The 13,561-nt window shown below is 58.9% G+C and carries 8 protein-coding genes; 5 read left to right on the top strand and 3 right to left on the bottom strand.

The window, feature by feature from the left end; translation table 11 throughout:
- Positions 1 to 19 precede the first annotated feature (19 nt).
- The gene (locus OKW98_RS07070) at positions 20 to 595 is read right to left on the bottom strand and encodes a hypothetical protein (protein WP_265388531.1); all 576 of its coding nucleotides are present in this window, start codon (positions 593 to 595) and stop codon (positions 20 to 22) included.
- 398 nt (positions 596 to 993) lie between these two features.
- Between OKW98_RS07070 and OKW98_RS07065 the strand changes: the two genes are divergently transcribed.
- Entirely contained in the window at positions 994 to 2,226 is a 1,233-nt protein-coding gene (locus OKW98_RS07065; protein WP_265388530.1) for a hypothetical protein, read from the top strand.
- A 38-nt stretch (positions 2,227 to 2,264) separates the two neighbouring features.
- On the opposite strand, the gene OKW98_RS07060 is transcribed toward OKW98_RS07065, so the two are convergent.
- The gene (locus OKW98_RS07060) at positions 2,265 to 3,203 is read right to left on the bottom strand and encodes an iron-sulfur-binding ferredoxin reductase (RefSeq protein WP_265388529.1); all 939 of its coding nucleotides are present in this window, start codon (positions 3,201 to 3,203) and stop codon (positions 2,265 to 2,267) included.
- Positions 3,196 to 4,317 (bottom strand): sensor domain-containing diguanylate cyclase, encoded by a 1,122-nt coding sequence (locus OKW98_RS07055; protein ID WP_265388528.1) that lies wholly within the window; start codon positions 4,315 to 4,317, stop codon positions 3,196 to 3,198. The genes OKW98_RS07060 and OKW98_RS07055 overlap by 8 nt, the downstream gene beginning before the upstream one ends.
- 327 nt (positions 4,318 to 4,644) lie before the next feature.
- On the opposite strand from OKW98_RS07055, the gene OKW98_RS07050 reads away from it, so the two are divergent.
- The 4 genes from OKW98_RS07050 to OKW98_RS07035 all read left to right on the top strand — a co-directional run bounded on the left by OKW98_RS07050 (position 4,645) and on the right by OKW98_RS07035 (position 13,333).
- Positions 4,645 to 5,652: a hypothetical protein gene (locus OKW98_RS07050; protein ID WP_265388527.1), complete on the top strand. Its 1,008-nt coding sequence runs from the start codon at positions 4,645 to 4,647 to the stop codon at positions 5,650 to 5,652.
- An 81-nt stretch (positions 5,653 to 5,733) separates the two neighbouring features.
- Positions 5,734 to 8,367 (top strand): RHS repeat domain-containing protein, encoded by a 2,634-nt coding sequence (locus OKW98_RS07045; RefSeq protein WP_265388526.1) that lies wholly within the window; start codon positions 5,734 to 5,736, stop codon positions 8,365 to 8,367.
- Positions 8,368 to 8,459: 92 nt separating this feature from the next.
- Positions 8,460 to 10,904 (top strand): RHS repeat domain-containing protein, encoded by a 2,445-nt coding sequence (locus OKW98_RS07040; RefSeq protein WP_265388525.1) that lies wholly within the window; start codon positions 8,460 to 8,462, stop codon positions 10,902 to 10,904.
- Between the two features lie 173 nt (positions 10,905 to 11,077).
- Positions 11,078 to 13,333, top strand: a complete 2,256-nt coding sequence (locus tag OKW98_RS07035) for an RHS repeat-associated core domain-containing protein (RefSeq protein ID WP_265388524.1) — start codon at positions 11,078 to 11,080, stop codon at positions 13,331 to 13,333.
- Positions 13,334 to 13,561: the final 228 nt, after the last annotated feature.

Here is a 13,561-nt window from a genome sequence, read left to right as displayed (position 1 = left end):
TGCAGCAATCAAGTGGCGCTCAGGGTTTATTTGGTCTGTGACACGCATAGACTTTTGAGTGCACCCCCTCAACCTGGCATTGAACCTCTTCGCATTTAATCTCAAAGGATTTAAACGGAATTTGTGAGTTGTGCGCGGACACAGGGCGCGTGGATCCAACCGTCCGAAATTGCGGACGGAATACAATGTTCCTGCCCGAGAAATCAATAGACCGAGTATCGACAACGAGTTCCAACGTGAATTTGTCACCTTTGGTCACTGAAGGAGCTGAATACTTATGCTCGAAATAAGGGATTGCGAAGAGTGGGTCCTCCCTAAGGGGCACCACTGTCAAGTCATCACCTTCTGAGGGGGATGAATCCTTATCCAAGGCATAAGGGATTTTGAGGAGTAGGTCCTCCTCCTCTTGAGGATTGAGCATCATCCAGACATGGGGATTAGCCAAACTAGAATCATCTGACAATAGATACTGGTATGTCACTTTTATAACTATTATTCCGCTCGATGCCCCATCGAAATTTTCAGTACTTAGCGCCCAATCGATATTTGAGCTGCCAAGCTGTATCGGACAAACAAACTGGTTTTTATTTTCCATAACATCGATTCTCCTTAGTAAAACTTGAGGTGCCAAACAAGCCGCGCCTGGCGCTCACTATAGTCACTCATCGCTTACTTGCGATTCACGAAGAACAATTCGCCCCCCACGCCGACCAATGGTCGAATATTTAAGAAATAGTGACAATGCCGAAATAAGAGATCAGTTATTAATTGCGTCGTGAACTATCAATCCCCTCAAACCGTCATGCTTTCTTGATGAAGGCATCAGCAGGCGCTTGGCCTCTGGGCAGCCTGTACACGAACTGGTCAAGCGCGGTCTGGTTGAGCAAAAGTCAGTTCAGACACGCGCTTTCGACTGTCATTTATGCCAGTAGATTCGGCACAGGCACAGGCCTACAGTCAAGTTTTCAAAACGCCATCGGAAGGGGAAATCAAATGAACAAGGACGCACTTGTCAGTGGAGGGCCGGATCCGGACTTTGGTACTGATGGACTGGCCAACTTACCGGCTTCCATGGGATATGCAGGCAATTTGACGTGGGCGCCTGGGATTAGCCCATCGGTTGCGGGCTCTTCAAGTACTGAAGAAGGGAAGTTTCTTGTAACGCGCTTGCTGAACACTGGCACCGTTGACGCCAGCTTCGGCAAAAACGGCGTTATTCAAGATCAGGTCATGGCGCAACAGAGATCTGTGGCAATCGGCGCTTTCGAGGTCGAACAGGATAAGACGTTAATTGTGGTGACCACCACGACCCTTGGTAGCCCGATTATTCCCTGTGCAACGCGATACTCACACGACGGCACCCTGGACCCGGACTATGGACAAGGCGGCATCATGCAGCTCCCTTATCCTGGCACCCTAAGCAACGACGGAATACCGGATAACGACCCTATGCCGGATGTTGAAGGCCAACGTTATTCACTCCCGTCACCCATGCGAACCGGATTAACACCCTCTGGCAAGCTCATAGTCGGTTGGTGGTACTCCGTCGAGAAAAGAACGGTTATTTACCGGATTAATGACACCGGCCAACTGGACACTTCCTTCAATGAGGTGGGCTACGTGCATTACCCTGAGGCGCTGGGGTCCAGCTCACTGGGTGCGTTATTAGTCTTGGCGTCGGGAAAGGTCTTGGCCGTCGGCGAGCATAGAAGTGAATCCGGCGACTTCTATCCGTTTTTGGTCAGGTACACCGACACGGGGGCATTGGATGTTGGATTTGGAAATGGCGGAAGCGGTTTCATAGAACTTCCACTGCAGGACTATGCCGGTTTTCGTGTGAGCGCCTGCGTTGAAACAACGGAGGGGAACCTGATTATTTGCGGTCGGGGTGCAAACGGCAATGCAGCGCTTATTGGTCTTGATAAGGACGGTAGAATTGATGAGTCGTTTAACCCCGACCCAGTCCCCGATCTGTTCCAATGGCTCAGTGCAGCGTACGACGGAGACAAACTCGTCGCCGCAGGGCATACGTCTAACCCCCGCTACCTCATTGTCGCGCGCTACAACACGGATGGCTCTCTCGATCGTGCCTTCGGGACCGATTCAGGCTGGGTACGCCTCGACTACCCCGGCATACCCGAGTCTTCAACTCCGTATGACGTAAAAGCCGTCGATGAAAGGATTCTGGTAGCCGGCGGCAGCTTCGTCACGCGTATTCTCGCCTGAGCGAATGGTGTGACGAGCCGGCAAACGGTTGGCGGACTTCAGCCTCTCTCGACAAACTCGTCAGAGAGCACCTGACCACGGGGCAACCCCGTGATAAACAGCCGTTTCGAAAACGCCTCGACGCTGACAGGCGACCCGCACACCAGCGCGATGGTCTGGCGTGATGTCACGCGCAATCCGCCCAGCACAGCCGCAAAGGCTGACAGTTCGATCGACTCCACGTAAAGATTTGAGTGCCGGGCCGCCAGCTCGCTCAAGGCGTCCGTCAGGTAATGCTCCTGAGCATCGCGCGCCAGATGCAGGACGCGAATGTCTCCCTGATGATCCTGCCGCAACGCTTCGCGCAGCACTCCCCACAACGGCGCTAATCCGGTACCCGCCGCCAACAGCCATAACGGCCGGTCCTGCCAGTCGGGGTCGTAACGCAGCGCGCTGCCCTGCAGTTCGCCGAGGCGGACCGGATCGCCGTTTTTCAGCGTACGCGCCACATCAGTGAAAGCGCCCGGGCGCTGGCAATCGATATGAAACTCCAAAAAGGGATCGTCCCCTGGCACGCTCGCCAACGAGTAAGGTCGCGCTACGCCGCTCTCGGTCCACAGCACCAGATGCTGGCCGACGCGATAGCGCAACGATCGTTCGGGGTCTAGTCGCAGGCGCAGCACCGACGGACTCAGCCAGTCCGCACCGACGACGGTCGCTGGCAGGCCATCGCGCAACGGGTCGAAGACTTCCACCGTCAGATCGCCAACCACCTGACACTGGCACGACAGCCGCCAGCCCTGGCCGCGCCTCGCCGGGTCCAGTGCTTCAGGTTGTGCATCCAGAGGCTCACCGCTGACGCAGCGCACCATGCAGGCATGGCAACTGCCGGCACGGCAGCTGTAGGGGACGGACAGACCGGCGTCGTTCAAGGCGTCGAGCAAATGAGTCCCGGGTGCAACCGACCATTTCCGGTCGCCGACTTGCAACTCAGGCATCGGCGTAATCCCAGGCGCCGTGGCAGCGATTGCGGCCTTGGTGCTTGGCGCGATACAGCGACTGATCGGCACGCTGTAAAGCGCGGTCCATGCGGTCACCGCGCTCAATGATAGCCATGCCGATCGACAGGCTCAGATCCAGCTCTGGAAATTCAGGCAGCGTGACGTGGGTGAAGGCCAGGCGGATGCGTTCGCAGCAGTCGATCAGTTGAGCGCGGGTACAGCGCGGAATGAGCAACACGAACTCTTCACCGCCATAGCGGGCCAGAATGTCATCGGCCCGCAGGCACTGAGCGGCGGTTTGGCCAAAGATCTGCAGCACCCGGTCGCCCGCAGCATGACCATGAAGATCGTTGACTCGCTTGAAGTGGTCCAGGTCGATCAGCGCCAGGCCTGCGGTGTAGTTGCCGTTCATAAGCTCGAGTTCGCGGGTGGCGATGCGCAGGAAGTGCCGGCGGTTATAGAGGTTGGTGAGCTCGTCGGTGGACGCCAGCTCTTCGAGCTGCAACATCATGCCGCGCAAGGTTTCCTGATGCGCCTGCAGGGTGATCCGGCGCTGGTGCATGCGGTTGCGCGAGTTCTGGACGAAGCGCGCGAACAGGCACAGCCAGGAGAAAATGATGAACAGCGCGCAGGTCTGCAGCGCGGCGAGCCCCGGATCGTCGAGATGGCCGTGCGCGGCATCCCACAGGTTCAGCCCTATGAAACCCAGCAAGGCGAGCACTGAGCAGCGGAGGAAGACTTTCGGCCTCAAGTGAAAGAGACCGAACAGCAAGACCAGCACATAGAACACCAGAAACGTGCCTCGGGCCGAATCCATATGGGCGAGCACAAACGTCTGCCAGGCCAGTCCCATCAGCACTTGAAATTCGGTCAGGCTGGGATCTTTGAAACGCTGGTTGTAGCCGCAGAAGAACACCAGGCTCAGCACGGCCTGCATCAGAAGCACAGACACACTGGCGAGCCAGACGCCAAAAAAAGTCGCGTGATAGTAGCCGGTGCAATACGCAACCATGACGAGCACGATCAGTAGCACGTAGGTGCCGGTTGCCAGGCCAAAACGCTTTAGGCGCAAGCGTTGGATAGATCCGTCTAAAAGAGGCTGGTTGGTCATCGTGTAGGGTTTCGTCCTGTCCGGCCACAGGGGCCTGCTTCGCGCCGCTGGTCGAAGATGTTCAGCGAACGCTTCGATCATCCGGGAAGAGTGCCAATGTAGAGGAAACGGCGCGTTTCGCCAACGCGCCCGTCGCCCGACGCGAAGATACTTCCGTTTGAGTGTAAGGAATCTGGTACGACTCGACGCGACCGTGTCCGGTTGGGGGCGACTTCCCTACGAAACATCACGTTAAACCTCGTGACGTACCCAATATATATTTATGCCAACGCGGACGACTCATACGCGTAACCTCAGGTTGCACCCAACAACCACGGAAGGTTACCCATGCGAATCGAATTCAAAGATGACGCCAAATGGCTGAGCAAATTCAAGATTGACGTCACGTCCAACTCGAACAAGCTTTACAACAATGGCAATCAGCAAGTCAAAGTCACGGTCAGCCTGACACCGATCAAAGGCCAGGAAATTACCAATCAACAGATGGACAGCATCTGGATCTTCCTGATAAAGGACGGCAGCGACTATCGCGATCTGGGCGGTGGCTTCGGCCAAGGTGCCGGGCGTTCAGAATGGGCGAATAACAATAACGCCGAGCCGGAAGATTTTTTCAGGGTATCGCTCAAAAAGAATACACAGTTTGAATACTACGCCGCGTCGGGTTTTGCGCCTCACAATCTGCTTGAATCCGCAGCGCGGAGCCGGGATTTCTATATCTCCACACTGGCCCATGGTGGCGAACGTTACAAGATTTATGCGGCAATCATGAAAGAAGAGGGGGTTCAGTACGCTACCAGCACGTCACGTTTCAACTCGCATGTAGAACTGGAGACCGTCAGCTCCCCGCGCCGCAGACGCACCGACTTTACGCTGGAGCGAGTCCATGCTTTCGAAGGCTCCACCGACAACGAGAAGACCGCCGTAGACATCGACGTCTATTACTTGCAGTTTGCGGAGCGGACGTTGCGGATTGTCCACGCCGTCCCGCTGGATGGCGACCAGAGCACTTATTATTACGAAGACTGGAAAAGCGCCGACCCGCTTTTTTCACTCACCGGCATCCACTACAACGAAACCCAGTTTCACTATGGATTCAAACCTGGAGCTGCACGAGACTTCAGCTATCAAAATGTTTCCGTCGCAATAAACAGTCGTCCCGGGGCGATGAGCTTTTTACGCATGGAGCTGATCGGTCCTGCCGGTTTGGCGCCCGACGCCCCGGCGTACGGTCCTAAGCGCTGGATAGTGTTTGACCAATTTGGTAATTGGCACGGCATTGAAATGACCCAAAAGAATTCGGGCAACGAGATAGATTTCATCATGCATGACATGTAAGTCGAACTTGCGCCAGCGCGTCATATCGCCCCTCTTGACGCGCTTTTTTCACTTAATGGCTTACCACTAAAGAGAATTCGCATGTCCAGCATTCATACCCAAGCCAGCAACTTCATGGACTGTATAAAGACGGGTGTCGATGTCCGCACCGGACAATTCACTGTCGTTTTCAAACTGCCTCTATTGCCGGCCAACAATCTGGCCGGCCCCGCTCTCACGCCCACCCTCACTTTCGGTGTACTCGGCTCAACCCGCAACAAAGGGTTCGGACTGGGCTGGTCGCTGGACTTGAGCGAACTCGATCTGCAACAGGATGCGCCGTCGTTGCGCCTGTCGACGGGTGAACAGTTCGCCGTCGACCTGGACGACACCACTTTCACGCCGGGCACTGAGCTCAAGCTGTTCGACGCCAAACTCAAATCCATGGTGGTGACGTGCGAGCAGGAAGATGGGTTCCGCGTGGATCAGAAAAACGGTCAGACCGAAATACTCACCCGACAGCACGACAGCGCGCGCTACCTGACCACCGAGCTGCGAAGCCCGGAAGGCAATCGCGTATTCGTCGAATGGGCGCCTCATGGCAATGACGATTTCATCCTTGAAACGATCCGCGATGAAGCCCGGGTTCTGCTCGAGGTGAAAACCGATGGAGCCGAAGTCGTATTTTCGGTGCCGGGACGCGAGGACGAGACGGTGCGCCTGCAACTGGCCAACGACAAACTGAGTGACATCTACCTGCCTGGAATCGAGACGCCCTTCTCCATTGTCTACGACCATCATGCCCTCGACGCCCAGAACCACCTTCTGCTGCCAACCCGCCTTTCCAGCCCGTTGGGCACGACCGATTCAGTGATCTGGGCCACCGGCGAAGAAGGCCATCGTCTGCCGCCCGGTGCACCCTTCGAGGTATTGCCCCGGGTTCTGGAGTGGACTCATTCAGCGGGAACGGACGCTACCGCGCTCACCCGCGCCTACGAATGGTCCGGCGCCCATAACTTCCTGGGGTTCGGCAGCGAACAGGCATTCGACTGGCAGCAAGGCCGCGACAACCTCTATCAAGTCGACCAGGATTACGAGTACGAAGTGGTTGAAACCCTGGCCGGCCCCCACGGTGACACACTTGCGACCCTCACCCGGACGTGGAACCGCTTCCACTTAATGACCCGCGAAGTAACACGCCGGGGCAGCGCCGAGAGCCGTATCGAAACCACTTTCGGCCTTGACCCCGAGGCCGACTGGGACGGCCAGCCCGCGTGGTACCAGCTGCCGCATCAGCAGACCGTCACCTACATCGACCATAGTCGCGCAGGTCTGCAACGCAGCGAGCAAACCGACTATCGCTACGACGTGTCGGGCAACCTCATATTCACCCGATCGCCCGCCGGTGTAGAAGAGCACAGCGAGTATTACCCCGCCGAAGGCATTCCCGCTTCGGCCGATGGCACCGGTTGTCCGCCCAACGCATTGGGCTTGGTCCGGCATCTGAAGAAGAAGACCATCAAACCTGCGCGCCTCGATGACGGCACTTACGGCGGCGCGCCCGTCATCTCCACCACCTACACCTACGAAGCGCTGGCCTCAAAGCTTGAAGGCGGACCCGCGTTTGTCGTGGTGAACAGCGAGACCGTTCGGGAAGAGAGCCATGGTCGCCTGCTGGAAACCACCACTCAGACCTACGCGACTGAACCGGGACCGCACTATGGGCGTCTCGACAGCAAAGTCACGACACTCAATGGCAAAGCCACCACGACGAGCTTCCGCTATGAGCTGAGCGAGGACGAGCTGGGTACGCACACCACTCTCACCGGTTTCGAGAACACCGAACTCGTGCGCGCGACTCAAAGCGGCGCCCGATCGCTCCTTACGGGAAGGCTCACACGGGAACGGAATCAGGCTGGCGTCGTCTCGCGTTACGCCTACGATGTGCTCGGTCGCGTGACGCTTGCGGTGACCGCCGATGACAGCCGCTACGAAGCCCGGCGCACTTCCACCTACCATGTGAACGATCAGAAAGCACACGATTGCAGGACCGGGAACGAGAATCCGCTGATGATCGAGCATCGTCATTCGACGGGTCAGCGTCGCCGCCAATGGCTCGATGGCGAGGGCCGCACTGTCCGCGTGGAGCTTGAAGACATCGACCACGCCCCTGACGTGTTCCGTGAAATTGCCTGCTGTGTGTTCGACGCCGAAGGCCGCACCGTCAGCGAAACGCAACAGGACTGGCTGCGCGATCCCGAGGATCCGGCGATCGTGACCGCACTCGGACTGACGACCCGGACGCACTACGATGACTGGGGCCAGGCAAGCCTGAGCATTACCCCCGATGGTGTCGAGAGTCATACCGAGCACAATCCGGTGAGCCTCACTGCCAACAGCTGGCAACAGGGTGGATCACTCAAGGGGCCAAGTACGCTCACGCAGCACAATGCGGCTGGCAGCGCGATCAAGGAACAGCTGCACGACGCCGACGGTGTGTTGATTCGGACCAAGGAATGGCAGCGGGACGGACTGGACCGTATTACCCGAACAACCCTCCGGGTACCTGGCGAGGCAGATCGCGTGACGTGCGTTGAGCTGGACGCATACGGGCGCATCGTCGAGCAGCGGCTGGCTGACGACACGGTCGTGAACTGGACCTTCGCCGCTCACAGCGATGACAACCACCCTGAGTCAATCGCCGTCACTGCGCCCCTCGTCACCCTGGCGTCTTGAGCACGGCATCCGAGCACCCGAAGTCATGAACGGGAAGCCTGCGGCAAATCGCAGGCTTCCCACTGGATGGGACATTTCGAAGGATCGAAAACATGAACAACGCCACGATAATCGGTCGTCAGACCTTCGACGGCCTGGGTCGTCAGCTGTCAGTCAGCGTCGGAGGCCATACCTCCCGCTTTCAATACCGCGTTGGGCAGCTACCGCCCTCCTCGACCAGGCTCGCCGACGGCAAGGAGGTCCGATTCACTTATGAGAAGGACCTGAACAATCACCTGCTCGGGGTCGAAGCCGATGGAGAGGCCCCGACGGAAATAACCCGGCATGCACAATTCGGGCACCCTTCGACGATCGCCGGTGAACTGGGCAGCCAGGCCTTTGCATTCAGCCCGGGAGGCCAGGCGACCAAAGACGGCTGGACTGTCGACGGGCAGACCCACACCACCGCATGGCGCTACTCGTTCAGCGGCCTGCTGCAAGGCTTTCACGATGCCAAGGGTATTGCTCATCGGCGCCAGTTCGATTCGTCTGGTCGAGTGAGCGCTACCCGCGTTGGCGAGGTGGACACCACCTATACCTATGACGCCCTGTCTCGACCGGCGACCGTCAGTGTGAGTGTCCCGGAAAGCGGCAGAGTCCTGACCACCGCGATTACCTACGACGCCGTTGGACGTGAGCACACGCGCACCTTCACGATCACGCAAACGGGCGAGGAGGAAAAAACCGACGTTCGAACGATCACCCAGACCCTTGCTTACACAGGACTGGACCAGATTGCTTCTCGAACCTGGGCCGAAGGCGCAGCGTGCAGCGAGGAGCGCTTCGAATACGATGTGCGCGACAGACTGGTGCGTTACCTCGCGGATGAGCACGCGGCGGCACCAGATCCCTACGGCAACCTCATCGTCGAGCAGGTGTTCACCTTCAATGCCTGTAACGGCCATGAGAAGGTGGTGAGCACCTACGCTGACGGGACCTGCGACGAAGCCCGTTTCACCTATGCCGTCGACGACCCTACCCGTCCGGTTAAAGTCACCCACACCCATCCGGCCTGGCCAGCAGAGGTCACGCTGGGTTATGACGCATGTGGTCGCGTGATCAACGACAGCCTTGGCCGCCACCTGCACTGGAACGCCCAGGGACGACTGACTGAAGTCCGTTCACCCTCAGGCACCTGCAAGTACCGCTACGACCCCAGTGGGCAACTCACTGACCGTGAAGTGGACGGCGTCCTGACCCGGGATTTCTACAGCGCCGATCAACTCACCCATCAATGTTGCGGCAAAGACAGCATCGAACTGATCTCCGACCTCAGCGCGTTGTTTGCCGTGAACAAAGTGACAGGAGGCATCCGCCAGACCCTCCTGCTTGGCACCGACGCACAAGGCAGCCTGCGCATTGAGGCCGGCAGCACAGTGCGCACACGGCGCTACACCGCCCACGGCGCCCAGGCATCAGACGTTGGCGACCTTGCATTCGGCTATACGGGCGAGCAGCTCGAACCCTTGTCTGGCCTTTGCATTCCGGGCGGCAATCGACCTTATGACCCGATACTAATGTGCTTTCTCGCACCTGACACCGACAGTCCGTTCGGGCCGGGCGGCATCAATCCATACGCATGGTGTGGCGGGGATCCGGTCAATCGTGTGGACCCTGACGGCCATAGCTGGGTGAACTACGCCATCGCCGGCGCCGGGCTGGCATTGGGGCTTGTCGCGGTGATTCCCGCGGTAATCGCTGCCTTGCCCGTGGCAGGTGCGTTGATCAGTTCCGGGGCAGCCCTGCTGACGACCGGGCAAATAGCGGGACTTGTCGGTGTGGCGCTGGACATCGTCGGCATGGCGACGGGCGTTGCCAGCCTGGCCCTGGAAGCGACCGGCGCTGACGGCGCCGCATCCGGCATTTTAGGCGGCGTTTCCATGGTCGCCAGCCTTGCCGGGGCAGGAATCGGCCTGAAACTGTTTACGCTGAAAAATGCAGGGAGCAGGCTCAAGGCAATGGACATCAAGCAGGGCTGGACCTTGCCCAAACCTGGTCGTCTTGGCAGTGGAGAGTTGCTTGCGCAACACACATCCAGAGGAGTGGACGTCGGTTTCATCGATACCTATCTGGGCAGCAACCGCGCCGCCCTCCTGACGCACGGAGATCTGAAACGCGCGCTGCTGATGGGGCCTGATGGTAAAACAATGCGAGCAGCCGACGTTGCAAGAGAGGTCATAGCCCCCCGACTCCAAGCGCTTGGCACTGGGGCTGATGACACCTTCGTGTTGCTGTCGTGCTGGGGCGGGAAGAACGGTGCTGCGCTGGAGATTGCCAAGGAGCTGGGCCGCCCCGTTCAAGGATTCACTGGGAAGGTGTTCGTCAAAGGCTTCGCCAATCTCCAATTGAACCCTAACGCGGCAAATATACCCACCCAAGCCACCTCCTACCTGGAGCGGATGCGTGCGACGGGCAACCCTTTCAAAGCCTTGAAGACCACTTACAAGGCGGCGAAATCCAATATTTATCACCCTGACGGCACAGTAGTCGCAGGTTGAATCGTGGACAGACTTGTCTGACATTATCTCGAGGGATTGGAACCATGACCCCTACTCTCATCATTGGTCGTCAGACCTTCGACGGCCTGGGTCGTCAGCTTTCGGTGGAAGCAGCGGGCTGTCTCACGCGCTTTCATTACGCGAAAGGACAACTTGCGCCGACGGCCAACACCTTGGCCGACGGCAAGCGCGTCGAATTCACCTACGAGCCGGAATTGAACAACCGTTTGCTCAGTGTCACCCCTCACGACCAGCCAGCGCAGACCATCGCCTATCACCCTTTGGGCATGCCCGCCTCGGCAAGCGGTGCGCTGGGCGCCGAGTCCTTCGGTTTTACCCCGTCCGGGCAGCCCGATCAGGACACGTGGACCGTTGGAGATGCCCGTCATGGGACCCGCTGGCATTATTCGCTGAACGGTTTGCTTCAAGGGTTCGATGACGCGATGGGCACGCCACATCGGCGCAGTTTCGACAGCCATGGCCGAGTTTCGGAAACACGGGTCGGTAATCTCGTTACCTGCTATCGCTACGACGCCCTTTCCCGCCTCGCTGAAATCTCCGTCAAGGATCAGCTCGACGCGGGAAAACTGACCACCGCACTGACGTACGACAGTCTGGGACGCGAGCACACGCGGACCTTCACCGCCGTGACGACCGACGGCCAGTCGCACACCTGCACTCAGACATTGAGCTATTCGGCGCTGGACCAGATCACCTCGCGCACCTGGACCGAAGACTCCCGGACCCTTAAGGAAACCTTCGAGTACGACATCAGGGGCCGCCTGGTCGCCTTTGCCGCAGACGCAGCCCCGCAAGACCCTTTCGGCAATCCCATCGTCAGCCAGGCCTTCACTTACAACTCGCTCAACGGTCATGAAAAGGTGGTGACCACCTATGCCGACACCAGCGTCGATGAGGCCCGCTTCACCTACGCCACCCACAACCCGGTTCAGCTGGAGGTGGTCACCCATACCCACCCGTCATGGCCCAGGGAAGTGAAGCTCAACTATGACGACTGCGGGCGCGTCGTCAGTGACAGCCTGGGACGTCGCATGGTCTGGAACGCCCATGATCGTCTGATTGAAATCCGCCAGGATGGCCGATCCTGCCAGTACGGCTACACGGCTCACGGCCGTCTGGTCGATCGCACGGTCGACGGCACGCTGAGCCGCAGCTTTTACAGCGGCGAAGAACTGACCCACGAAATGACGGGCGACGTCAGCCTGCAATTCAACTCCGGTGAAACGGGCCTGTTTGCCGTCAGTAAAGTCACTGCGGCTCTGCGCGAAACCACGTTGCTGGGAGCAGATGGGCAGGGAAGCGTGCGCCTTGAGTCCCGTAGCACCGTGCAAACACGCCGCTACAACGCTTACGGTGTCGAGGCCCGAAATACGCACGCGGTGCCATTCGGCTACGCAGGCCAGCGCCACGAACCGCTGACCGGCATACAGATTCTGGGGGACTATCGTCCTTACGATCCGGTGCTGATGTGCTTTTTAAGCCCCGACAGCGAAAGCCCTTTCGGCAAGGGCGGCATCCACCCTTACGCTTATTGTGCGGGGGATCCGGTGAATCGGATCGATCCTGATGGCCACAGCTGGGTCAATTACCTCTTGGCGGGGGCAGGTCTGGCGATGGGTATCGCTGCAGCGGTCGCCAGCTTTGGAGCGGCGTCCACGGTCATCGCCTCATTTGGTTATGCCGGGTGGGCCGCCCTGACGCCGAGTGCAGCGATGATCATCGGCGCGGGCGCCCTGGACGTCGCGTCCGTCGCCACAGGGGTTGCAGGGCTGATAAGCCAGGCCACCGGCGCGGATGAGAGCGTCGGCAACGTGTTGGGCTGGGTTTCGTTTGGGACAGGGCTGGCGGCTGGCGCGCTGAGCGGCCTCGCCGGATCGGTCGCCAGGATCGGAGGGCGCAAACCCGGCGGGCCTTCGGCGGCAGTGCGTCGAGAGTCCAGCGCTGAAGTACTCTTTGAAAAAACCCGCGGCGAACATGATGTGACGTTTCATAAAGCACTCTGGGGAGAGAGTGATTTAAAGGGCTTTGAAACACACGGCACGCCAGAAGGCTACCTGATGAACGCCAAGGGGATCTTCGAGCCGGCTGCCAATGTCGCAAAACGGGAGATCGCGCCTCGTCTGGCCGAATACGAGGCTCACCGGCCACTTGTGTTGTTGGCGTGCGAGGGTGGATCCAGCGGCGCCGCACAGGAAATCGCCAACGTACTGCGCAGGCCGGTCATCGGCTACGACGAGGTCATTTACGTTGGCGGTCCCAGCCATATTGGATCGTTTGGGTACCACCAAACCCATACAGGCATCGTGACTACCCTGCCCCTCAAACGGTTGAAAGGCGGAAGAGATCAGGGTTTTCACTTAGGCCCGAATTACGGATTCGCCACGCCGCGGACCTATTCTCCCGCTTGACTCGCCGGCGCCGCAGCGCTGCAGTGGCTGAAGCAGCGCCGGCACCTTGCCATTCAGAGCCCCCTGCTGTTAATACCAATGTTTACCCTGCGGCAGGGTGTCGCGCCGGCGGTCAGGCGCTATACTGCCGCGCCTTTTCCTGCCACGGCGCCTGATGGGCAGCCGGGCCAAAGGCCGTTCGCGCGAGTGTCCATCACACCCTGCGCGAACAGCCCTATTCAAAGTTCC

The organism is Pseudomonas sp. KU26590 (assembly GCF_026153515.1).
Classification (GTDB): Bacteria; Pseudomonadota; Gammaproteobacteria; order Pseudomonadales; family Pseudomonadaceae; genus Aquipseudomonas.
This window is presented reverse-complemented; position numbering and strand designations above follow the sequence as displayed.